The organism is Microcoleus sp. M2_D5, assembly GCF_036701935.1.
Classification (GTDB): Bacteria; Cyanobacteriota; Cyanobacteriia; order Cyanobacteriales; family Microcoleaceae; genus Microcoleus.
In genome coordinates, this window is record NZ_JAUBRP010000091.1 from 1 (window position 1) to 22,027 (window position 22,027).

The window sequence follows — 22,027 nt, forward strand, 5'->3', positions numbered from 1 at the left end:
CTAAAATCTAAAATCTAAAATCTAAAATCTAAAATCTAAAATCTAAAATCTAAAATCTAAAATCTAAAATCGATTGAGTGTGTTAGCTTAAAGTCATTACAGCCAATATTAGCCACAGTCGCCCCCAAACAATCATGCTGCCCCACGAGTTGCAAAACATTGCCCCAGAACCGACTCCCGCGGCCGAAATTTTTCAGAGAAACCAAATTGTCCGCGAGTTTTACGAGGAAATTAAGTACCGTCAAGAACTAGAACTTCACTGCCAGTGGTATTACGCTACAGCCAAGCAGCATCAGCAGGAATTGCAGAAAATGCAGGGAGATTGGAATATTTTAGGTTGGTTCAGCCGCAGACGGTCGAAAAATTAAGGAGTGAAAACAAAAAATGGTTTGTAGTCAGGACTTTAGTCCCGCCGATAGACTAAAAGCCACAGAAAAAACTGAACTCCTCACTACAAACTCTACAACAGTTATATGACCAAGAATTTCAAAGGTGGTACCCGCCACGTGATTTATCTCGCGCAAGTCAATCGAAAGCATCTCAAATCTAAAATCCTTGCGTCCCCCGAATTTATCTCGCGCAAGTCAATCGAAAGCATCTCAAATCTAAAATCTAAAATCGAATGACCCCCGCCCAAAAACGGATAATTGCTTTCCGACAGGAGTCGCGACGATCACAAAATTTTAGATATTAGTTCAAGCTTCCAGATTCATCTGTGGAGTAAATCTAAAATCTAAAATCTAAAATCGACTGACCGGATTTGATATTGTCTTTGGGCTCCGGCTTCAACTTTTGAGACAGCTAGACTTCCGAAGATATCAATTCGACCTCATCTTCTTTGAAGTGAGCTCGAAATTTTTTGTCAAATTGTACTAGAACCGGCCAATTGGCACTTACAGGTCTGCCCTGCCATTCCTGAACGATCGCCACGACTTCTCCTTCCATACCCTTAATATCAAATGGTTGACTGCGATTTTCAGGATGGTGGTAGACAACAACAGAGTTTTTAATGCAAACGCGATCGCCAACTTTCATAGACTTATATTTAGTGTTCTCTCTTCAAAACTCTGCAAAGCCTACGGGTGCTTAACACTTGTACGCTTTGCCGACAGCCTTCTTATCTTCCCACAAGTAGAGCGAAAACTTAAACAAAGTTAGCGGTTCCCTGTCGCTGCTTCGATCCCCAGGCGCGATCCACGTAATGGATGAGAATTAAATAAAATCCACTTTTCATGACTGTTGTGGGATGGGCGTCCCGCCCGTCCTTTCTGGGCGGGCGGGACGCCCATCCCACAAGAAAAAAGGGAAATTATTTAATTAACGATCCTAAGCGGAAATGTTGATGATTCTCGGTGGAACCCGTAGGCCCGATCGGCTTTAAAAGCTCGATCGGGCGGATTCTCAAGGGCGGGAATTGATGCAGGCTAATCGGGAAACTATTTACTTAACTGATTTAACCAACACTCAACATCAACAGCCAAGGTTTGACCCAACTCCAGCAACTGCCGGATCGAAGACAACTCCCAGCCGCCGCCTGAACGCGCAATCTCCAAAACAACTGCAGCCACCGCATTTTCGCCCGCCGAGGCCTCTTGCCGTTGCAGCCAGCCCAAACACAGAGGCACAATTTGACTGTACAGAGAATCGAAATACAGTTCCTGCGATTTGTCCAAACACAAACCCAGACTCAGCCGATCGCCCACAGCAATCAAACGCTCGATCGTGCGGATCTCAGCTTCCAACTCGAGGGGCGAGCGATCTTCCACGCCCGATCCTGCTTGCAGCAGCCTGTCTAGCGATCGCCAAACCATCTTTTCCAAAATTTGCTTGACTTCGGGAACGTTCAACCGACAGCGGAGATGGCCGGCTTCAGTGGCGATCGCCTCAATTTCGGCCAGCAGCGGTTCCACATCCTCGGTTTCCACTTCCAGGGCCTTGGCCGCCGTCAAACAGCGGTGTCCCAAAGCCACCTCAGCAGCCACCTGCAACTCTACCGGCACCGGCAACTCGTCGCGGTGGAACGCCATCATCACCCCGTAATTTTCGCGGTAAACCTGAGTGTAAAGCTGATCCAACCGAGTCAAATTTTCCTGACTCAGCAACTGCACGATCCGGTGGCGTTCCTCAGCGAATAAATCCCGCAAGCTAAAGGACTGATCCCCAAACAGCCGCACCATTTCCAGAATCGCGTGGGCCGCCGAAGCTTCTTGCATAACTCCAAACAACCGCTCTTTGAGCATAGTGTAAGACCGGCGGCTGCCAAAAGGCTGAATGCAGCAGTGGAAGTCCCAGCCGCCGAGGTGCAACGCAGCAAACACAAAAACCTCTGTTTCCCGCGTAATTTCCGAGGTTAACTGCAATTGACCCACAGCCAGAGTCATCGAGCCCATGCGCTGAATTTGGAAATCTTCCTGCAGGGCCTGATAGCAGTAAACTCGCTGTTCGCGGGGATATTTGGCAAACAGAGAACTGATCGCGTAGTGGGCGGCCACCTGTCTGAGACTAATTTGGGCCGTCGTGACCAATTGGCGGTAAACTTCTGCCCCTGTTTTGAAACAGTCAACGTTGCTGGGTGCTTGGTCGAGTCGATCGACAAAATCCTTTTCTAGCTGCACGCCGGTAACTTCGCCCGCCAGTTCCAGCGCCCGGGCTGCGTAGCGCAGAATTTGCACGCCTTCTGGCCGCGAGATTTCTTCAAAAAACCAGCCGCAGCTAGTGAACATTAACAGGGTGTGGCGCTGCATTTCCAGCAGTCGCAGGGCGTCCACCTGTTCTCCGGCATCGAGGGGGCGCACTTGATGGCGTTGGAGGAAACTGTCAACGTTAGCGGGCGATCGATCCCGGATCACCTCAATATATTCATCTCTGGCTTTCCAGGGATCGCACAACAGCTTGCGCCCCGCTTCTTCGTAAATCGGAATCAGCCGATCGCGCAGCCAATTCAGAGTATCCCGCAGAGGGCGGCGCCATTTTTGGTGCCATCCCCCGCCACCGCCGCAGCCGCAATCATCTTGCCAGCGATCGACCCCGTGAGAGCAACTCCAGGCCGTCACGGGTTTGAGTTCCACTTCCCAAGCGCTCGGATTTTGACTTAAATAATGAGCAAAATTCGTCACCGTCCAGCCGCGGCGGGGAAACTCCTCTGTGAAGGCGTAGGCGAGGCATTTTTCCGTACTGTGTTTGTGGTGGCCGAAAGTTTCGCCGTCCGTCGCCACGCAGATTAATTGAGCCGGTCGGTGGTCACCCCGCACTGCTTGACCCAAGCGCCCGACCAAGTGGTGGCTGCTGCTGAGAACGTCGTTGAAGCCCATATCCCGCGAGATCGGGCCGTCGTAGAAAAAGATATCGATGTAGGGAGTGTTGGTAGTTGGGGCGGCAGAATTTTGGGAGTGCCCGCGGCCAAAATAGTGACTGCTAAGCGGCGAGAGTTGGTGGTCAGCCATCAACCGCATTTCTGGTTTCAAATAGCAGCGGTACGGCCGAGTCGGATCGATTTGACCCCCGCCGACTTCGTGCCATTCGGAATTTTCCGCTGGTTCCCCTTCGTGGTTTTGCCCGATTAGCGGGCGGCAGCGTTCGGCTTGGGAGGGGGCTAAGACAATGAAGCGGATGCCTTCAGCGACTAAAACTTCGAGGGTGGCGTAGTCTACGGCGGTTTCGGCGAGCCACATTCCTTCGGGATCGCGATCGAAACGGGAGCGAAAATCAGCGATCCCCCAGCGAATTTGGGTGTATTTGTCTCGCTCGTTAGCCAGCGGCATGATGATGTGATTGTACACTTGGGCGATCGCGTTGCCGTGACCGTTGAGACGCTGACAGCTTTTGCGATCGGCCTCCAGAATCCGCTGGTACACTTCCGCGTCGTAGCGTTCGAGCCAGCTCATCAGGGTCGGCCCGATGTTGAAGCTCATATACTCGTAGTTGTTGACGATCCCCGCGACTTCGCCGCGATCGTTGAGTATGCGGGCAAAGGCGTTGGGGCGGTAGCACTCGATGTCAATGCGTTCGTTCCAGTCGTGGGCTGGAGAGGCGCTGGCTTGGCGTTCGATCGCGTCCAGGTAAGGGTTTTCCCGGGGCGGCTGGTAAAAGTGACCGTGAACCGTCACGCACACCCCAGTTGCAGCCGCCGCACTGCTTTGGGTTGCAGCAGTTACGGTTCGCGAAGACAAAGGTAGCACATCGGATTGAGTTGTAGAAATCGAAACCATGCGAGCAAATCCTCACTCAAGTAGTTAAAGACAATAAAACCAGCCTAATTAGAAACTGAAACCTTACGCAGCAAGAGTTGCAGCGAGGCATCTGTTAGGGCTAAATTTGGGCAGATAAGTTTTGATACATTTGTAGTATTGCTAGCAAAGCATTCGTTCCAAGATGCCAACCGTCGATCCCTGGTTTGTTTGCCAATGCTTTGCTGTTGAAAGACTTAAAAAAGGTAGCTTTTGCTGCTTTTTGGCACTTGCGACCCCTTTCGGGTTTGTGCTTGCAGAGCTGCTCATTGAGAGTTTGATTTACATTGCTGGATCTTAAAGTCTTATTCATGAAATAGCAACTTTTCGCCGGAAAGATTTAATTTTTGGCAATAAATCTTGGCGGTTGTGGATATCGGTTTAATGCCCGATGGATTTATAGAGTAAGAGTTTTTGCCGAGTTTAGCATCATACTTTAGGTGCTTTTTACCTAAGTCTTGGAGAAGTTAGGCCAGTTGGGTTCAGGCGGGGCAGATTTGCTGCAAATGTACTTTCCAAAAGAGTTGTAACACTGGTGCCGAGTCAAAAGGCAACAAAAAAGCAAAACGGTAAGTGTTATATTTTAACTCCTGAGAGGTATGTGGGGGCGGAGGCGGAGCAGGAGAAGGAGGAGTTTGGACGAGAAGATGCTGCATTTGACGGCGAAGTTGTAGAGGCAATTGGCCGAGAGTCCCAAGTTAGAGGCGATTATTCAGGAAAGTTTGCGGGGGTGGAGTTATGGGAATTGAGGAATTGCTGAAGTCCAAGCACTCAGATATCCTGAGAATTGCTACTCACCCAGGCGCTTTAAATGTGCGCGTTTTTGGTTAAATTGCCAGGGGTGAAGCAACAGCAGATAGTAAGGTAGATTTTTTAGTATAATTGGAATCAAAACGCACGTTTTAAGCAATATTAAAGAATGTATTGAGCGGATTTAGTCTTACGAAACCGGGTAAAAGACGCCGAAAGAATTGTACAGGAAAAAATCTAATGCCCTAACTCAGCAGATTTTTAGGCATCATCATCACGATGTACTATAACGACCACCCGTCCCCGCACTTTCATGTCCGCTACAATCAACAAAAAGCCATCATTGACATCGAAACCCTCTCAATCCTAGAAGGCAAACTTTACCCTCGCATCTTAGGATTAGTTGTAGGGTGGGCTGCCCTTCATCAAACAAAACTCATCCAAAACTGGCAACTTGCCAGACTTCAAACACCATTAGAACCTATTGCCCCTTTGGAATAAACAATGCTTAAAGATATTACCTCTGTTCAACCATTAGAAAACTATCAACTTCACCTCAAGTTTGAAGATAACCAAGAGGGAGTAGTTGACATCAGCCAATTAATCGAATTTACCGGAATCTTCGCCCCCCTGCAAGACTTGACTTACTTTAACCAAGTCAAACTCAATCCAGAATGGGGGACAATTTACTGGGAAAATGGAGCCGATTTAGACCCCGATGTTCTCTACTCCATTATCACCAATCAAATAATATCAACCTATGAAAAAGCTTCCTTCAGATGAACGCCAACACCCAAAAAGAGGAATTCAGCTATGCTTATGTCTATGCAGTAGCAGCCGCAGCCGGCTACTCATTCCAGATAGCCCCGCGTCCCTTAGATGCAGAAGGAGTTGACGTAATTCTTACAGGTTTGGGACCATCACAATCAACGCGCCGCCCCCGCCTAGATGTCCAAATAAAATGCACCTCCAGAAAATTACTGGATAATGAAATTATCCGATATCCCCTAGAAGTTAAAAACTATGAAGAATTAAGGCTAGAAAACCCTTTCGTCCCCCGCATTCTGATTATCGTTTTAGTACCTGACAGCCAAGAGGATTGGTTGCGCCAATCTCAGCAAGAACTCTCCCTGCGCTATTGTGGCTACTGGGCATCATTGCGAGGGCTACCGCCCACCCAAAATCAAAACACTGTCACTGTTCAAATACCCATACAAAACATTTTCAACACAGACGCTTTAAAAACTCTCATGCAGCACATTGAATCAGGAGAACTCCTATGATAGTAACAGTCCGCGACCCCGATATTCTCAAAACATTAGAACCGCCTCAAGTCGCTGCTTATTTACAAAAACACGGATGGCACGAACAAAGCAGAGACGGTGACAAATCATCGATCTGGACTCGCAAGAATCAAGCAGGCGAAGACTACGAAATTTTGTTAGCTCTCAAACCAGAAGTCAGCGGTTTTGCGCTGCGGATGTACGAAGTCATGGAAACCCTAGAAATTGTCGAAAATCGCTCTCAAATTGAAATATTAGCAGACTTGATTACCTCACTCCCCAATATGACATTACAGGGAATTGTCATGCAAATTTACACCCCCAACACCGACAAATTAACTGGCGAAATAACCTTAATAGGGGTCATTGCTGACAAATTGCGGAAAATTAAAACTTCACTTGCAGACAAAGATTATATCTTGGCCATTAAAGCTTATCAAGAACGCTTACCGATTCTTTGTAGCGGTGACTTAATCAAAGACAACAACGCCTTCATCCTCAAAAACCCCCACAACTTAACTCTCGATGAATTGTGGTAAAAGTAACAGATTTTGTCGAAATCTATATTAGACCTCTTGCAAAAATCCTTTTCCTCAATTGATGGGACGGGCTCTGGGGCCCATCCCACAAGAGTTATTTTTTCTTGTGGGATGGGCCCCAGAGCCCGTCCTAATTATTTTTGCAAGAGGTCTATTAAGCTGTTGCGCGTTTAAATTGCATATTCGGGACGGGCTAGAAGCCCATCCCACAATAATTTGAGTGATTTTTGATACACAATTTAAATGGAGAACAGCTTAAACACCTTCCAAACAGATATCAAGTTCTCTAGCAAAGGCCTCTGGCGCATCCAGCATCAGCCAGTGTCCGGTATCGGGTAGCGTAGTTGTAGTCAGTGTGGGACGGAGGATGTGGAGGCTGAAGGGAAAAGTGTTTGAGGGAGCAATAATTGCGTGAGTCCGGGTTCCAGGGGCTGCTAGGTAGCGATCGAGATTATCAACAGCTTCAAAGGCAAACATCCCGCGAGACATTCCAGACAGACAATCCTGTGGAGTCGCCGCCAACCAAGCGAGAATCCGATCGCGCGTCTGGGCCCTGCTTCCTGTCAGCGCCTCATTGAAGCTGGTTTCCACAGCAGCCCGCCAATCCTCCGTCTCCAGAGCTCTCTGGTAGGGGACGATTCGTGCCTCGTGCACATCTGGAGGCACCTTGGTAAAGTCTCCAGGTGGATCTACCAGGATTAACTGCGCGATGCGGTGCGGTGCGCTGGCTGCTGTGGCGAGAGCAATACAAGCACCGAAACTGTGTCCGACGATCGCCACTCGATCGAGTCCCAGCCCATCCAGTACCGCCAAAACATCCGCTGCACAGGAGGCGGGCGCATAGTTGCCGTCCTCCGGCGGTGCAGAATCGCCGTGTCCCCGCATATCAAGAGCGATCGCCCGTCGGGTACGCGCTACACGCGCCAACTGCGCCTCCCAGATGCTCGCAGAAACCGTCATACCGTGCACGAACACCACCGGCAGCAGATCCGATTCCCCAGCGGTGACAGGGGGGCTGGCTTCGATGATGTGAATAGTGCCGATCGGTCCTTTGATATTTGTCGATCGCATAAAAACTTCTCCTAAGTTTTATAATCCTAGACGCACGGATAGTCAGAAACCGGATTTTTCGCAAAAATACTCCGTTATATCAAATCCGTTAACATCGGAATTATTATCTCTCTCTTCTCTTTCTCTGTGTCCTCTGTGCCCTCTGTGGTTTAATCATTCCGATTCACACAAGCAATTTTACCTGCGTTACTCCTTGGCGCAATTCATACTGTCCTTTTACCCAAAATTGTTTAATTTTTTCACCCAAAAACGGAGCAGCTTGCATCATCAATAAACGCACTAATCCATTTTTTCGCAGTTGTTCGCCTTTCCACGCTTCTTGTGCTTGAAGTTTTTGGGCGCGAATAATTTCCGGTTCGCGTTCTGCCTGAATCCGCGATAATGCTAAGTCAATATCCTCGGAATTAGCCCCTGCTTTAAATAAAGGTACAAGGTGATTGGCCGCAACAATTACATCGCGGAACGCCATGTTAATTCCTTGAGCGCGAACCGGAGACATGGGATGTGCAGCATCCCCCAAAAGTATGATTCCTGGTCGATGCCAGCGCGGACAGCGACCAACCACAACAGATAATCGCATCGGAGATTCGATCGTATCAGCACAGTTGCGGAAATGTTCTGCCATCCACGCAGGAGATAGCGATGCGAAAGTTTCTGCCCAGTCTGTGTGTTTCCGATCGGTTTTGTCATCGGCAGATAGCACCCAAGCCAGATGAAGTTTTCCTGATTCTGCCCCATGAAAAACACTAAATCCGCTACCGCCATTCAGGATAGAATAAAATACATTATCCGCCACAAACCGAGGATGAGCGGCAAGTTTAAACCACAGAACATCTATACTATTCTGCTGTTTTACTAACTCTAATTCTGCACGCTGTCGTACAACCGAGTTTCTACCATCTGTACCAATGACAAGTGCACCAGGAATCTCTCGCCCATCTCCTAGCTTTACACCCGCAATGCGATCGTTGCTGTAGAGTAAATCTTTTACGGGAACACCTGGGATAAATTCAAACTCTGGATGCAACTGAGCTTCTGAAATTAGTGTTTCTAGCAAAGGCGGTTGCGATACCAGCGTACAAGGTCGATTTGACCCCATTGGCTCATCAACTCGAAATAACTGCCGATCGCCCACAACGAACTCCCAGGCATCAATTTGTCGGTGTGGAACACCTTCTAGCATTGTGGATAAGCCCATTTGGGCGATCGCATCCAATCCGCTGGGCATTAACCCTTCACCGCGAAACACTCGATGCGAATCTTTTGCAGCCTCAATCAATGTTGTGCGAATACCTCGTTTTACCAGCAGCAAAGCAAGTGCCGCACCAGTTGGCCCCGCTCCGACAATTACAACTTGCGTCATTTAGTATTTTCCATTGTTTTTTAATCTATTTTCCAGCCTATACCACATCTTCCATAGTTCTTGTGGAACAGGCATCTTGCCTGTTCAATATTGGCTTTTTGCCAATATCTATTTATTTCTGGAACCCCTGTTGAAAAGTCTTAATCGCATCAACATGATTCACCATATTAATGCAACTTGACAACAAATCCTAATCGATTCCTTGCACTTCCTCACTATTAGAAATTTTCTCATAATGAAGCGCATCGCCCTCTCCCCGCAGGTGATAAACCTCTAACAATCCATCTTCCCAGAACCACACTTCCTTTATCTTCAGCCGCTTGTATGCCTCCAGCTTGTCGATCCCGCCACTGGAAAACACGATTTCGATCGCCAAATCGGGTAGCCTGCGATCGGGAGCAAGTTTATAAGATTCATCTGCTTCTCGCTTAACTTTTCCGGTTTCACTTTCCAGCGTCATTGAGCCAGTTGGAGTAAAGTCAAATCCCGCCATCAGCAGGTACAGTTCCAACAATGCACCAATTCTTGCTTTAACGATTTCGTGGGGTTCTCCCGGCATTCGTCGTATCTCCAGAATTCCATCCAGGAAAGAAAGTCGATATCCTGGACGGTCTAACAATTGCTCAACTGCTTTGAACTCTCTCCAAGTGAGTCCCTCAAACAGAAGAGGTGATTCTTTTCTGGGTGGTGCGATGATTGTTGCAGTCATTGGATTCTCCAGTCTATTTCCAGATGAGAAACGATCGGGTTTGGAGGGCGATCTTTTTATTCTAACTTTAAGCTGTCAATCCAACAGTTCTAAACTAATTCCCAAAGCCTGCAACTGTTCGGGAGAAAGCGATTTCAGGCGTTCTGCCAGTTGCGATCGCTTTTGTTGTTCTTGTTGTGCCAGTTCTTGGGCCGCATTAGCTCGTTCTTCAGCAAGATTAGCACGTTCTCGCTGTACCTCAGCTTCTTCGTGCCCCGTCAACAGCAAATTCCCAGACTCATCCCACCAGCGCAACCACAACTCTTCGGAATGACTCGAATAACTGCCTCTCCACAAACCCAATTCCACCTGCATCGGGGGAATAAAATAGTGACCGCGATCGTTCGGTGTCATCCGTTCATAGGTAGTATCTACGAGGTGATAAACTTCCAAATTGCCATTGGTAATTTGATAGATGCCATAGTAAGGAATCCGCATTACTTGCTCGTAAACCCAAAATTTTCCAGGTCGAATAGTTTCTCCTTCAGCAGAGCGAGATAAAGGAGTCGCGTCTCGTTCTTCACTGCCATTACCAGAGGCAAACTCTAACACGATTGTGGGTGTAATAAACTCTCGCCATAAAACATAAGAACGGCGGATCTGACCGTCAACTCTCGCGGGGACGCGAGGAACATAGAACCAATCTGGTGCTTCAGCGCCCTTTTCTGGTGGTTCAGTTTCGCGCCAGTAAATCCCGCAATCCTGACCGATGGCGTACAGTCCGTCGGGATGGAGACGCTCCAAAACAGGGTCAATGGAATCGGTGAGAATAATACTTTGAGGATGTTCTTGAAAATTCTTCACAAACGTTCCATCCGATTCTGGTAGTTGGGTGTGGTCGGGAAACTGACGCGGTACATCGATCGCATTTAAGTCTTGTACAACGGACATGGGTGTTTGGGGGATAACAACAGTTTAAATCCTAAACTTAGTTTAGCAAAAGGATAGGGCAGAAATAAAATATCTGGAATTAGCGATTTCAATCAATCAGTTCGCTCGGGAATTTTTTAAGCCGGATTCATGAGTGGCCAACTCAACAAACCAGTATTAATCAAGTAGCCTCCTCCACTGTAAATCCGATTTCTTGCCCGTAGGATAGTTCCAGCGTGTGACCGTCCGGGTCTCGCAAAAAAGCCCAGTAGCCGATCGGATATCCAGCATCTTTTGGTTCCTCAAGCAATACGCCTTCTTGACGTGCTTTGTCGCAGAGTTCGTCCATATATTCGCGGCTTTTGCAACCTACTCCGAGGTGTGCGAGTGGAGACAAAACTGGATGTACAGAATCTTTTTGAATTAAAACAATTACAAAAGGGCGAGTGCGATCGCACAGCCAGACCACAGCAACACCCGTTTCTGCATCGATGCGGCGGTGAACCACCTGCATTCCAGCATACTTGGAGTAGAATTCGATAGTGCGATCGACATTTGCAACTGGAAGCGCGATGTGAGTGAGTCCAATATCAATAGTTCGCATAATAATTAGGTTTTATACCGCGTTCGATCTCGACATTTTTGCTGCTTGCACGATTATTTACGAGCTTTTCAACAAGTTTTTTTAGCTGCAAACTATCGCACCTTACCAGCAATATTCTCAACTAAGTTTCCCCAAACAAACCGAAGTATAACGTTTCTCTCTATCGGTGGCAAGTAACCTCAAATGCTCAACAGGTAACTTTTGGAGAGCGGGTGCATAGGGTTGGTTATGCGACTGTGGTATAAATAAAACGATAACCCACGTCGTACTGTTTTTGCTGGCGTAGCTGTCCGTACTCTCGATCCCACACACCCCTGTCTAAATCTTCCCGCAAGCGTAATAAACCGTCATCGATTTCATTAGTATCAATCTTGGCCAATGAAGAAATATTATTGCGAATGCCGAGATCGAGGTAAAGCTCTGGTCTTGCCCAACCAACAGCAGCAAATGAATCTAACAAGTCATGCGGTAACGCAAATGGAATTACGTTCAATACGTGACCTGTAACAGCCTGAATCTCATTCGTTAACTGTGAAATTGGTAAAACTGTAGATTTAACATCTCCGATCAATGAGGGAAAGTAATTCGTTAACCAAAAACCATAAATCATTTCTGGATCGTAAGTGAAAATAACAATCTGTCCGCTACCTACAACCCTATGAACTTCGCGCAAAGCTTGCCGATAATCTTGAAAATGGTGAAAAGCAAGCATGATAATGGCTGCATCTGCTGCTCGATCGTGTAAAGGCAAATTTTCAGCATACGCATCAATCCACTCGATTGCAGGATGAGCGATCGCCTGACTCCGCATCGTAGCTGACGGCTCAACAGCAAAAACATGATACCCGTGTTCCGCTAGTACAAGCGAGTAAGAACCTGTGCCAGCACCGATATCTGCAATGCTAGAAGCCGGAGAACATCCCAGAATGTCTAGCAGTTTGGCAGCAATGCGCGGATCGCTTCTTCTCGTTTGGGCGTAGGTTTTTCCAATTGTGTTGTAAAGTGCCATTCTGTCTTCTCAACTCGACAATTAATCCGTGTATCCTTTCGACCCCAAACTCGAATATACTACGCTCGTTATCCGAGTTTGGGGTCGAAGTCAAAATCCGTGTTCTGGCTTCTGTTATGGCTTGTTGTTGAGCAGCTAGTGTTTCTCTCCCCCTTTTTTTCCTTTTGCTACAGGCTATGATTGACGGTTGGCAACCTTTCAAAATTTAAATGCTAAACACAAATACAATAATTTCCAGTCTGCTGTTATTTATCCCGGTTTCCATCGCCGGACACTTTCTCGGCTGGGAATCCTCCACAATCTTCGTCACCTCGGCTTTAGCCATCATCCCTCTAGCCGCCTGGATGGGGACGGCCACCGAAGAAATCGCCGTCGTCCTCGGTGCCAATTTGGGGGGTTTGCTGAACGCTACCTTCGGAAATGCCACGGAACTGATTATCGGCCTCGTCGCCCTCAACGCGGGACTAATAGATGTTGTCAAAGCCAGCATCACCGGTTCAATTATGAGCAACCTGCTGTTGGTGATGGGATTTGCGATGCTGCTAGGCGGCTTGCGCTACAAAGAACAAGAATTTCAGCCGATAGTCGCCCGGTTGAATGCTTCAGCGATGAACTTAGCCGTGATTGCCATTTTGGTGCCGACTGCAGTTAATGCCACCTCTGCGGGCATCCCTGCGAAAACTATGGAGAACCTCTCTGGCGCTGTTGCTATAGTCCTGATTGTCGTCTACGTGCTGACGCTGCTGTTTTCGATGAAAACCCACAGTTATCTGTACGATGTAGGGGTGGCAGAAATAGAAATGCTCGAAGAATTAGCAGAAAGTAACTTAGCACCAGACAGTCCAGACCACAAAGTCAATCTGCCGCTGTGGATTTCGGTGCTGTTGGCCTGTACGGTGATGGTAGCTGTCGAGTCGGAACTGCTGGTGGCTAGTCTAGAAGAAGCAACGGCGCGTTTGGGGCTGACATCACTGTTTACCGGGGTGATTTTAGTGCCGATTATTGGCAATGCTGCCGAACATACGACGGCGGTGACGGTGGCGATGAAAAATAAAATGGATTTGTCGGTTTCTGTGGCCGTGGGTTCGAGTTTGCAAATTGCTTTGTTTGTTGCCCCGGTGTTGGTTTTGGCAGGTTTTGTCTTGGGCAAACCGATGGACTTGAATTTCAACCCGTTTGAACTTGTAGCGGTTGCGGTGTCGGTGCTGATCGCCAATTCTATCAGTTCTGACGGCAACTCTAACTGGCTAGAAGGTACTTTGCTGTTGGCAGCTTATACGGTTTTGGCGCTGGCGTTCTACTTCCATCCGGTAATTGAGGGACTTGTTTAAAAGGCTTTCTTGTGCTGAAGGAAGAGGGAAGAGGGAATCAGGAAGAAGGCAGATTTTTTCACTCCCCCATTTCCTCACTCCCCTACTCTCACTTCTTTCTTCGAGAGTGGTGGTTGCGATCGTACAATTGAAATGTGGATGCTCTCTCGTTATTATTTCTGGTCTGTTTGTACATTATGTGCTGCGATCGGGGATTTGTGACCTCGATCGGCTGTGAGAAACAACAAAACCTTTGGCCTCAACCCGATCGTTCGATCGCACTGCCCCGGTTATACAAAAACACGGGATGCTCAAGTCAAGCAAGACTAAAGCCTCCCTCGACTTCAGAGACGCTGCAAGATTTAAATCAAGGGTGCTGATGAGTCTTTTACTAGGTGTGCTACGATCGTCATAAGTTGAAAATTGAGTTTAACTAGAGAACGTAAAACCTCGTAATCTTATTGTTGAGTACGTAGTCCTACAAACACGGTGTTGCCGTCTAGGAAAACTCGTATTTGAACAAAAACCGAACTAGATAAAGAGGACTAATCAAATACGGTATGCCATACCGGAATTAACGATTTTAGAGAAGACACCTCTAATGCGGCTTGAGTAGTCTTGTCAAGGCAAGTAACGCAAGCTGAATCAAAAATCTCACTCACCAAAAGTGCACAGAGGTTAATCTAATCGCTTAATACTTGATTAAACTTCCTCCGATCTGTTGATGACAAGCATATTGACATAGGCGCTGTTTTGTGCAACATTCTCAGAATAATGCCCAAAATCTGCAGGAAAAATTTTCTGGAAGAGTAAACGACGGTCGATTTAAAACTGACCAGCCTATAAAAAGGTCGAACGGAATACCACGATTCGTTAAATTGGTTGAAAATAATGGTTAAACAATGGCTAAAAGCTTCCACAATAATAAATAGTTGTACAGACTTCAAAAATAGGGTGCTGCTTCACCCGAATTTACGCCTGTGGACAAGTAAGAGCCGACTCTCTTGGCAGAAGCAGGAATCAGACCCTCTAGAAAATACTTCTAGTTGAATGGTGAAGCTTAGATAAGCTTAGCCAAGTTTTGTATAGCAGTGTCAAAGTAAAACTTGATAGAGCAACCTCAATCAGGGTTATGTGGCTTCTGTGAGTTATTGCCTCAATCCCAAATGCCCGAATCCCTCCGATCCAGCCAACTCTGGCAAATCCGTGTGTATCCACTGCGGGTCTGAACTTTTGTTGCAAGGTCGATATCGGCTAGTTGCGCCTCTCGGAGGCGGCGGCTTTGGCAGAACATTTGAAGTGGACGACAACGGCGCCCGAAGAGTGCTCAAAGTCCTGCTCAAAGAACATCCCAAAGCTGTAGAACTGTTTAAGCAAGAAGCCGACGTATTGGTCAGGCTCAGACATCCAGGTATTCCAAAAGTCGATCGCGACGGTTATTTTACATTTACGCCAGCTCACAGCACAGAGTCTTTTCACTGTTTGGTGATGGAGAAAATTGCTGGGGCCAATTTGCAAGACTGGCTGAAACATCGGGGCCGCCCGATCAGTCAAGAACAAGCTGTAAATTGGCTCAAACAACTGTCGGAAATTTTAGACCAAGTTCACCGCCTCAACTATTTCCATCGGGATATCAAGCCGCACAATATTATGTGCAAGCCAAACGGGCAGTTAGTGCTGATTGACTTCGGGACTGCTCGGGAAGTTTCGGCGACTTATTTCGCTAAGGTGGGTCAGGGGCAAAATGTAACTGGTATTGTTTCCCCCGGCTACACGCCGCCGGAACAAACAAATGGCAAGGCTGTTCCGCAGTCCGATTTTTTTGCTCTGGGGCGCACTTTTGTTTATTTGCTGACTGGAAAGCCGCCGACTGCCTTTCCAGAGAACCCCCGCACGGGCAGATTAATGTGGCGCAAAGGAGCTCCTCAAGTTTCCGACTCCGTGGCTAATGTAATCGATTATCTAATGGCGCCTTTTCCGGGCAATCGACCTCAAAGTCCCCAGATGGTTTTGCAGTGCTTGGAGGAAATTAATCTCGACGGCGCAGAAACTCAGGTGCCGACTCAGTTGCCGACGACGGGGCAAACTAAAATTCGCGCAACTGCCGGGGAGGCTGGGCCGAAGAAGCAAAGTTCCATAAACCGCCTCAGACCTCTGAATTCGGCATTGAACAAGACCGAGAAAGATGTTTTTGATTGGAAAAAGAAGTTGCTGGCGGGCACGGCTGTTTTGATGGTGAGTATTGGCGCGTCTCAAATTTACGGTTCGCTGCGTTACGGGGTGTTTCCGGCAAACCCCGTGTGGCTGCTTTCGACTTTACCTACCACTCATTTTTTGCAAAGAAGTTTGGATAATGTCGGGAATGTAAATGCCATCGCCCTGTCGCCTGACGGTAAAACTTTGGTCAGCGCCAGCTTTGGGACGATTAGAATTTGGGATGTGAGGACGGGACGCGTGGTGCGGACTCTCAATTCGGTGCATTCTAAAAAATCGGTCAACACGCTGGCGGTGAGCCCGAACAGCTCGATTTTGGCCAGCGGTGGCGGCGACAATAATGTGATTCTCTGGGATTTGAAGACGGGGCGGCGGATGCGGACGATTGCGGCTCACGCAGCCGCCGTCAACGCGATCGCTTTTAGCACGGACGGTCAAACTCTCGCTAGCGGCAGCGATGACAAAACTGTTCGCTTGTGGAATGTCACAACCGGCAGCAGGTTGCGGACTTTGAGCGGTCACGCGGGGGCAGTAAACGCGATCGCTTTGAGCCGGGACGGTAAAACTCTCGCTAGCGGCAGCCATGACAAGACTGTGCGTTTGTGGAATCTCGATACCGGAGAAATCAGAAGAATTATCACAGGTCACGGGGGCCCGGTTAATGCTGTGGCTTTTAGCCCGGACGGGAAAACTGTGGCTAGCGGCAGCGATGACAATACGATCCGTTTGTCGAACGTGCAAGACGGGAAGCGCACCCGCACTTTTAAAGGGCATTCGAGCTGGGTGAGGACGATCGCCTTTAGCCCGGACAGCCGCACTTTGATCAGCGGGGGCGGAGATATTATAGTTTGGGATTTGAAGACGGGAAAAGAAAGAAGCACTCTTTCTGGTCACAGTCAGTTTGTGAGTTCGGTTGCTATTTCCAGAGATAGCAAGACTTTTGTGAGCGCCAGTCCCGATCGCACTATTAAGATTTGGCGAATGCCATAGTCAGCAGTCATTAGTCATTTGTTAATATTGATAGTCCTGGACGCACATTTGCCTTGCTCAACCCGGTTTCTACGAAAAAATATCCGGTTTATTAACCATAAATCTAGGAATCAACCGGGTTTATAGCTCCCCATGCGTCCAGGACTAAGTTATTCTAAACCAATGACCAATGACCAATGACCGATAACTAATCCCCTATTTGCAATTTTAAAATAATCAATAGATTATGCAAATAAATTTGGTATTATCCCAAAATTCCCCGCCCGTTTTTCGCAAATTCATCAACAGTTTGCTGCGACAATTCATGAACCGCCATCGCCTGCAACACGTCAAAAGGCAATGTCAAATGATGTGCGCCAGCTAATAAAGTCTTCACCGCTTCTTCCGGCGATTTAATACTAGCTGCCAAAATCTCAGTATTAGTTCTCTGCAACACATTTGCCATATCCCGCACTAAGGCAAAACCGTCTCCCAACAATCTGGTGGCGCGATTCACGTAGGCGATCGCATATTTGGCCCCCGCTTCTGCTGAAACAACTGCTTGTGATGCGCTGTAAATAGCTGTCACCGCGCAAGGAATTTCCGGTGACAAATCCGCGACTGCTTGAAAACCAGCCGCCGTTGCGGGAACTTTCAAAACTGTTTGCTGTCCAATTAATTCAAAAGCCGCTTTTCCTTCTGCTACCATGCCATCAACATCAGATGCCATTAGCTGATAGTACACTTCCCCAGGAATCAGTTGTGCCAGTTGTTTAAGGGTTTGATCGGGAGGTAACTCGCTTTTTGCCAAAAGTGTCGGATTAGTAGTAATTCCCGCTATCCATCCGAACTTGCTCGCCCGTGCGGCTTCCGCTACAATTGCAGTATCAACATAAATTGCCATAGGCTCTACACCTTCAGTTTGTTAATAATTTCCAGACGGTTGCTTGCAGATTGAGATAAATCCGAGCAAAATTAATTGTTAAGCTTTAACAATATCAGAATCTCGGAAATATTACTGTTAAGTAAATATAACAATTCAGTGATGTGCATCATCGGTAGTAGTGTGTGAGTTGTGAATTTAACAGGACTTAGGCTCAGAAATCCCGTTTCTTACAAAATATTCGTTGAGGACGACCTATCTGTGCAGAAATCGGCTTTATGAGGAAAATTGGCTAAGTGCTATTTAAGATAGCTAACAACTGACATCAAAACTTTTAAGTCAGTTGGTAACTGCGATTGTCGGGTACGGAAAACTTGACTCGCAAAATCCCGGATACAAAGAAATTACATTTGTAGTAAGGGTTATGTATGCAATAACTCCAGGAGGTGACTCAGAAAATGACAGAAGAAAAAAATCAGCAGCCACAAGTCAGCCTTGAGACATCTTCTGAACAACCTCAGTTGGAAAAACCAGCAGAAACTGCTGAAGAATTGTCGAAAAATCTTAAGTGTGAAACTCTGTCTCAATTGGTTGAAAATAACGCCGAAGAGCGTTTGAAGGCTCTAGGCCGCTTAATGATGGTGAGCCTAACTTGGTCGCTGGCGGGGCTTTCCAAACGCGAGTAAGTTATAAAGCGCTACCGGAACGGGCCAGCTATGATTTGTGAGTTTTGTTGTAAGTTTTGTTTAACTCAAAACTTACAACTCCCGGACTTAGGAATGAGAATTAAATAACTTCCACTCTTGAAAGTGGGATGGGCGTCCCGCCCGTCTTTTAAGGACGGGCGGGACGCCCATCCCACAATAACAATTAAAATTGTAAGTTATTTAATTCGCGAGCCTTACCTGATGTCCGGTTAGTTGTAAGAAAATCCGTTTTTAGTGAAGACTTTAGTTTTTGTTTTAAGGACTAAAGTCTTCAACAGAACACTCATATCATGTCCGATCGATTAACCATAATATCCCGGTCTGGCCGGGTTTTGGAGATTGTCCATTGTTGGCAGGGATTGTTGGTGAGGAGATCCCCTACAAAAATCACGGTCGATCGACCGGACATGATATCATAACTTTTATTTAATTCCTTCAAACGGCCCCAAAAAAGTCGGTTCTGGACGGGTAACGCGCACTTCCCAAAGCGCTTTGATGACTGCCAAAAATTCGCGGAAAGTGTAGCGAATCATGCCCTTTTGGCGAAATTTGCCCCAATCCGGCGTTCCTAAGCCGATCGCCTTTATGCCCAACCGGCGACAGGTATACACAGCGCGGGCTAAGTGAAAGTTTTGGGTAACTAAAACAGCCTGCGTTATGCCAAAAATCTCTTTCGCCCGGTAGCAACTTTCATAGGTACTAAATCCGGCATAATCGAGAACGATATTATTAATCGGTACGCCCTGGGCTGCGGCGTAGTCCTGCATTGCTTGGACTTCGTTGTAATCGACGGTGCTATTGTCTCCTGTCATCAAAAGTTTGTCCGCTCGCCCCGCTTTGTACAAATCGACGGCTGCTTGCACTCGATCGGCTAACATGGGGCTTGGAGTGCCATCTTCCCAAAGTCCGGCACCAAAAACTATAGCAATGGGTTCAGCAGGCACGTTAGCTATATCGCTGTGGCGGTAGTTGCGGGTAACAAATCGGACGTAGTAGTTGAGCGCTAGGGGTGTGAGCACTGAGGTTAATATTAACATCCCGATGGCAAAGCGCCATTGAAATATAAAGGGTTTAGGCAACATAAATTCAAGTTATCTTCCTATATAATTACACGAACAGACCGCTTCGCGGGTCTAAAAATTGTCTAGTTACCTAATTTACATTATATTGAAAAAAATATGATTCAACAACAGTCAAATTTTGAATTGCTGGAATCATTTTTATGGGAACCCAAAAACGGCTATGTTTTGCTATACAGACATCTTCAAAGATTAGAGCGATCTGCTGATTATTTTAATTTTCCCCTATCGCTAACAGAAACAAGCAAAGCTTTACAAGCATTAAGTATGACTTGCGGGTCAGTCAAACACAAAATACGGTTAACAATATCTTGTGAGGGAAACATAACGTTACAAGCTCAGACACTAGATAGCGGTATCTTAAAAATCGGTGCATCTGTGGGAATTGCCCGCCAACCGATCGATTCTCAAAACCCATTTCTTTACCACAAGACAACTTACCGATTGCCTTATACAATGGCTTTGGAGTCGCAGCCCGAATCTCAGGATGTCTTTCTGTGGAATCAAGATGGAGTTATCACCGAATCCACGATCGCCAATATTGCGATCGATACACCCGCAGGTATCATCACACCTCCCCTCAAGTGCGGTTTATTACCGGGGACGTTTCGTTCTCAACTTTTAGAGGAGGGAAAAATCAGAGAAGAGTTAATTACCTTAGAGGATTTACGCAGTACCCAAACTCTATTTCTCATTAACTCGGTTAGGGGTTGGATACGCCTCAAAAAAGAGGCAAACCGAGATATTTGGAAAGTTGTAAGTAATGGCTTAGGTAACGCTTTCAATCGATTTTAAGAGGGTGCGAACTGTGCACCTTACTACAGAATTGACATTTTGCGTAAGTCCTGAAAGTGTTAAACATAGTGCAATCTATTATGAAAAATATACAACCTTGGCATTGGCGAAAACTTCCCCTAAATCAGCGCAGCGGATCGGAGATTTTTCAAACTTTATTTCTAGGTCAAACCGCCGACAGTGCAAGCTCAATATCCGATTGTTTCCCCCGCGAGATGGCCGTTTTGCTAGAAAGTCCAGTTACATCTTCTACTAACTTGGCACGATATTCTATTTGTGCGGGTTCTCCCCGGATAATTGACGGTCAATCTCAGCTATGGACACCGCCAGTCGGTGAAATTTTACCTTTTTTGCGCGCTCTTTTGGACTCTCAACAGCAAAATTTAGCAGTGAATGTACCGCCGGAAATTCCTTTTAGTGGGGGTTGGTTGGGATGGCTGGGTTATGATTTAGCGTGGGAAATCGAACACCTGCCCCAACTCAATATTGATCCGCTTCCTTTCCCGGTTAGCTGTTGGTACGAACCAGAATCTTTTGCGGTTTTAGACCGTCAAACGCAAATTCTATGGTTGGCTGCGAGTCAACCTTCTCACCTCGATGTTATGCAGCATCAATTAGAGCAAAATGAGCGAGAAATAATCCAGAATAATTTACCGGAAAATTCTCAACAAAATTCCGCTACTCCTATTTTCCAATTATCTCAGAATGAGTATAAAGAAATAGTGCGAAAAGCTCAGAAGTATATTCATGCGGGCGATATTTTTCAGGCAAATTTATCTTTGCGGTTTGAAGCCCGTACAGATTGCAGTAGTTGGTCAATTTACCGCGCTTTGCAACGGATCAATCCTTCGCCTTTTGCAAGTTATTGGCAAACTCCGTGGGGGGCGATAGTTAGTTGTTCGCCGGAAAGACTGGTTCAATTATTAGGAAAACAAGTCGATACTAGACCGATCGCGGGAACGAGACGGCGAGGTTTAACCTGCATTGAAGATGAGCAGTTAGCACGGGAATTAATAGAAAATATCAAAGAAAGAGCAGAACATATTATGTTAGTTGACTTAGAACGCAACGATATCGGGAGGGTGTGTGAATGGGGTTCGGTAAAAGTTAACGAATTTCTGACGATTGAACGCTACAGTCACGTGATGCACCTCGTCAGTAATGTTATCGGTACATTAAGACGAGATTGCGACGCGATCGACTTAATTCGAGGGGTATTTCCGGGCGGTACGATTACAGGTTGTCCGAAAGTGCGCTGTCTGGAAATCATCGAAGAATTGGAACCGGTGAAGCGCAATTTATTTTACGGTTCCTGCGGTTATTTGGACTGGCGGGGCAACCTGGATTTAAATATTTTGATTCGCACCCTTTTATATGCACCAAAAAGTGACGGTACGACGGGGGGAGTTGTTTGGGGACAAGTGGGTGCGGGGATTGTTGCTGATAGCGATCCGGAAAGGGAATGGCAGGAGTCGCTGCATAAAGCTCAAGCTCAACTTAATGCTTTGAATTTAGCGGAAATATTTGATTATACCAATTCACTATGAACCTGCACTTAATATAGCTTCTAGGATATAGTCCCAACCACAGAGAGATAAAACTTCTTC

General features: G+C 46.9%; 22 protein-coding genes. 11 read left to right on the forward strand and 11 right to left on the reverse strand.

The features are described 5' to 3' along the window. Positions 1–134: 134 nt before the first annotated feature. The gene (locus QUA50_RS25945; protein WP_333268248.1) at positions 135–368 is read left to right on the forward strand and encodes a hypothetical protein; all 234 of its coding nucleotides are present in this window, start codon (positions 135–137) and stop codon (positions 366–368) included. Positions 369–801: 433 nt separating this feature from the next. Here QUA50_RS25945 and QUA50_RS25950 read toward each other — a convergent pair whose 3' ends face one another. The 3 genes from QUA50_RS25950 to QUA50_RS25960 form a co-directional block, all read right to left on the reverse strand. Further along, positions 802–1,035 (reverse strand): ferredoxin-thioredoxin reductase variable chain, encoded by a 234-nt coding sequence (locus QUA50_RS25950; RefSeq protein WP_333268252.1) that lies wholly within the window; start codon positions 1,033–1,035, stop codon positions 802–804. Positions 1,036–1,436: 401 nt separating this feature from the next. Beyond that, a complete protein-coding gene (locus tag QUA50_RS25955) occupies positions 1,437–4,208 on the reverse strand; it encodes a DUF3536 domain-containing protein (RefSeq protein ID WP_333268255.1) in 2,772 nt (923 codons plus the stop codon). Positions 4,209–4,308: 100 nt separating this feature from the next. Next, positions 4,309–4,539: a hypothetical protein gene (locus tag QUA50_RS25960; RefSeq protein ID WP_333268257.1), complete on the reverse strand. Its 231-nt coding sequence runs from the start codon at positions 4,537–4,539 to the stop codon at positions 4,309–4,311. Between the two features lie 222 nt (positions 4,540–4,761). On the opposite strand from QUA50_RS25960, the gene QUA50_RS25965 reads away from it, so the two are divergent. From QUA50_RS25965 to QUA50_RS25985, 5 genes are all read left to right on the forward strand, one after another. Beyond that, entirely contained in the window at positions 4,762–4,986 is a 225-nt protein-coding gene (locus tag QUA50_RS25965; RefSeq protein ID WP_333268260.1) for a hypothetical protein, read from the forward strand. Positions 4,987–5,243: 257 nt separating this feature from the next. Then, the gene (locus QUA50_RS25970) at positions 5,244–5,477 is read left to right on the forward strand and encodes a DUF4160 domain-containing protein (RefSeq protein ID WP_333299403.1); all 234 of its coding nucleotides are present in this window, start codon (positions 5,244–5,246) and stop codon (positions 5,475–5,477) included. Between the two features lie 3 nt (positions 5,478–5,480). After that, positions 5,481–5,759, forward strand: a complete 279-nt coding sequence (locus tag QUA50_RS25975; protein ID WP_333268262.1) for a DUF2442 domain-containing protein — start codon at positions 5,481–5,483, stop codon at positions 5,757–5,759. After that, on the forward strand, positions 5,756–6,259 hold the full coding sequence (locus QUA50_RS25980; protein ID WP_333268264.1) for a DUF4365 domain-containing protein: 504 nt from the start codon (positions 5,756–5,758) through the stop codon (positions 6,257–6,259). Before QUA50_RS25975 ends, QUA50_RS25980 begins: the two co-directional genes overlap by 4 nt. Beyond that, positions 6,256–6,798 carry a hypothetical protein gene (locus tag QUA50_RS25985; RefSeq protein WP_333268266.1) on the forward strand — a complete coding sequence of 181 codons (543 nt, stop codon included), beginning with the start codon at positions 6,256–6,258 and terminating at the stop codon, positions 6,796–6,798. The genes QUA50_RS25980 and QUA50_RS25985 overlap by 4 nt, the downstream gene beginning before the upstream one ends. Before the next feature lie 255 nt (positions 6,799–7,053). On the opposite strand, the gene QUA50_RS25990 is transcribed toward QUA50_RS25985, so the two are convergent. The 6 genes from QUA50_RS25990 to QUA50_RS26015 form a co-directional block, all read right to left on the reverse strand. After that, complete coding sequence (locus QUA50_RS25990; RefSeq protein ID WP_333268268.1) at positions 7,054–7,869, reverse strand: alpha/beta hydrolase; 816 nt, start codon at positions 7,867–7,869, stop codon at positions 7,054–7,056. 163 nt (positions 7,870–8,032) lie between these two features. Further along, entirely contained in the window at positions 8,033–9,232 is a 1,200-nt protein-coding gene (locus tag QUA50_RS25995; RefSeq protein ID WP_333268270.1) for an FAD-dependent monooxygenase, read from the reverse strand. Between the two features lie 190 nt (positions 9,233–9,422). Then, a complete protein-coding gene (locus QUA50_RS26000) occupies positions 9,423–9,941 on the reverse strand; it encodes a Uma2 family endonuclease (RefSeq protein ID WP_333268271.1) in 519 nt (172 codons plus the stop codon). A gap of 75 nt (positions 9,942–10,016) precedes the next feature. Beyond that, complete coding sequence (locus tag QUA50_RS26005) at positions 10,017–10,871, reverse strand: Uma2 family endonuclease (RefSeq protein WP_333268272.1); 855 nt, start codon at positions 10,869–10,871, stop codon at positions 10,017–10,019. A gap of 160 nt (positions 10,872–11,031) precedes the next feature. Further along, a complete protein-coding gene (locus tag QUA50_RS26010) occupies positions 11,032–11,454 on the reverse strand; it encodes a VOC family protein (protein WP_333268274.1) in 423 nt (140 codons plus the stop codon). Positions 11,455–11,680: 226 nt separating this feature from the next. Next, positions 11,681–12,463, reverse strand: a complete 783-nt coding sequence (locus tag QUA50_RS26015; RefSeq protein ID WP_333268276.1) for a class I SAM-dependent methyltransferase — start codon at positions 12,461–12,463, stop codon at positions 11,681–11,683. A gap of 209 nt (positions 12,464–12,672) precedes the next feature. Here QUA50_RS26015 and cax point away from each other — a divergent pair, with 209 nt between their 5' ends. Both cax and QUA50_RS26025 read left to right on the forward strand, forming a co-directional pair. Continuing rightward, positions 12,673–13,794: a calcium/proton exchanger gene (cax, locus tag QUA50_RS26020; RefSeq protein ID WP_333268278.1), complete on the forward strand. Its 1,122-nt coding sequence runs from the start codon at positions 12,673–12,675 to the stop codon at positions 13,792–13,794. Between the two features lie 1,113 nt (positions 13,795–14,907). Beyond that, positions 14,908–16,977, forward strand: coding sequence for a serine/threonine-protein kinase (locus QUA50_RS26025; protein WP_333268280.1), 2,070 nt, complete (start codon positions 14,908–14,910; stop codon positions 16,975–16,977). A gap of 244 nt (positions 16,978–17,221) precedes the next feature. Here the strand turns inward: QUA50_RS26025 and QUA50_RS26030 are convergent, their stop codons facing one another. Continuing rightward, a complete protein-coding gene (locus QUA50_RS26030; protein ID WP_333268282.1) occupies positions 17,222–17,860 on the reverse strand; it encodes a transaldolase family protein in 639 nt (212 codons plus the stop codon). 437 nt (positions 17,861–18,297) lie between these two features. On the opposite strand from QUA50_RS26030, the gene QUA50_RS26035 reads away from it, so the two are divergent. Further along, positions 18,298–18,525 (forward strand): hypothetical protein, encoded by a 228-nt coding sequence (locus QUA50_RS26035; RefSeq protein WP_333268284.1) that lies wholly within the window; start codon positions 18,298–18,300, stop codon positions 18,523–18,525. 443 nt (positions 18,526–18,968) lie between these two features. On the opposite strand, the gene QUA50_RS26040 is transcribed toward QUA50_RS26035, so the two are convergent. Then, positions 18,969–19,628 carry an ElyC/SanA/YdcF family protein gene (locus QUA50_RS26040; RefSeq protein WP_333268757.1) on the reverse strand — a complete coding sequence of 220 codons (660 nt, stop codon included), beginning with the start codon at positions 19,626–19,628 and terminating at the stop codon, positions 18,969–18,971. 96 nt (positions 19,629–19,724) lie between these two features. On the opposite strand from QUA50_RS26040, the gene QUA50_RS26045 reads away from it, so the two are divergent. Together QUA50_RS26045 and QUA50_RS26050 are read left to right on the forward strand one after the other, a co-directional pair. Next, positions 19,725–20,420 carry an aminotransferase class IV gene (locus QUA50_RS26045; RefSeq protein WP_333268760.1) on the forward strand — a complete coding sequence of 232 codons (696 nt, stop codon included), beginning with the start codon at positions 19,725–19,727 and terminating at the stop codon, positions 20,418–20,420. An 80-nt stretch (positions 20,421–20,500) separates the two neighbouring features. After that, positions 20,501–21,967, forward strand: a complete 1,467-nt coding sequence (locus QUA50_RS26050; protein ID WP_333268762.1) for an anthranilate synthase component I — start codon at positions 20,501–20,503, stop codon at positions 21,965–21,967. Positions 21,968–22,027 lie beyond the last annotated feature (60 nt).

Excerpts from the sequence above, each read along its gene's own strand:
- QUA50_RS25945 (WP_333268248.1), top strand. The coding sequence starts at position 135 with ATGCTGCCCCACGAGTTGCAAAACATTGCCCCAGAACCGACTCCCGCG.
- QUA50_RS25950 (WP_333268252.1), bottom strand. The coding sequence starts at position 1,035 with ATGAAAGTTGGCGATCGCGTTTGCATTAAAAACTCTGTTGTTGTCTAC.
- QUA50_RS25955 (WP_333268255.1), bottom strand. The coding sequence starts at position 4,208 with ATGGTTTCGATTTCTACAACTCAATCCGATGTGCTACCTTTGTCTTCG.
- QUA50_RS25960 (WP_333268257.1), bottom strand. The coding sequence starts at position 4,539 with ATGAATAAGACTTTAAGATCCAGCAATGTAAATCAAACTCTCAATGAG.
- QUA50_RS25975 (WP_333268262.1), top strand. The coding sequence starts at position 5,481 with ATGCTTAAAGATATTACCTCTGTTCAACCATTAGAAAACTATCAACTT.
- QUA50_RS25980 (WP_333268264.1), top strand. The coding sequence starts at position 5,756 with ATGAACGCCAACACCCAAAAAGAGGAATTCAGCTATGCTTATGTCTAT.
- QUA50_RS25985 (WP_333268266.1), top strand. The coding sequence starts at position 6,256 with ATGATAGTAACAGTCCGCGACCCCGATATTCTCAAAACATTAGAACCG.
- QUA50_RS25990 (WP_333268268.1), bottom strand. The coding sequence starts at position 7,869 with ATGCGATCGACAAATATCAAAGGACCGATCGGCACTATTCACATCATC.
- QUA50_RS25995 (WP_333268270.1), bottom strand. The coding sequence starts at position 9,232 with ATGACGCAAGTTGTAATTGTCGGAGCGGGGCCAACTGGTGCGGCACTT.
- QUA50_RS26000 (WP_333268271.1), bottom strand. The coding sequence starts at position 9,941 with ATGACTGCAACAATCATCGCACCACCCAGAAAAGAATCACCTCTTCTG.
- QUA50_RS26005 (WP_333268272.1), bottom strand. The coding sequence starts at position 10,871 with ATGTCCGTTGTACAAGACTTAAATGCGATCGATGTACCGCGTCAGTTT.
- QUA50_RS26010 (WP_333268274.1), bottom strand. The coding sequence starts at position 11,454 with ATGCGAACTATTGATATTGGACTCACTCACATCGCGCTTCCAGTTGCA.
- QUA50_RS26015 (WP_333268276.1), bottom strand. The coding sequence starts at position 12,463 with ATGGCACTTTACAACACAATTGGAAAAACCTACGCCCAAACGAGAAGA.
- cax (WP_333268278.1), top strand. The coding sequence starts at position 12,673 with ATGCTAAACACAAATACAATAATTTCCAGTCTGCTGTTATTTATCCCG.
- QUA50_RS26030 (WP_333268282.1), bottom strand. The coding sequence starts at position 17,860 with ATGGCAATTTATGTTGATACTGCAATTGTAGCGGAAGCCGCACGGGCG.
- QUA50_RS26035 (WP_333268284.1), top strand. The coding sequence starts at position 18,298 with ATGACAGAAGAAAAAAATCAGCAGCCACAAGTCAGCCTTGAGACATCT.
- QUA50_RS26040 (WP_333268757.1), bottom strand. The coding sequence starts at position 19,628 with ATGTTGCCTAAACCCTTTATATTTCAATGGCGCTTTGCCATCGGGATG.
- QUA50_RS26045 (WP_333268760.1), top strand. The coding sequence starts at position 19,725 with ATGATTCAACAACAGTCAAATTTTGAATTGCTGGAATCATTTTTATGG.
- QUA50_RS26050 (WP_333268762.1), top strand. The coding sequence starts at position 20,501 with ATGAAAAATATACAACCTTGGCATTGGCGAAAACTTCCCCTAAATCAG.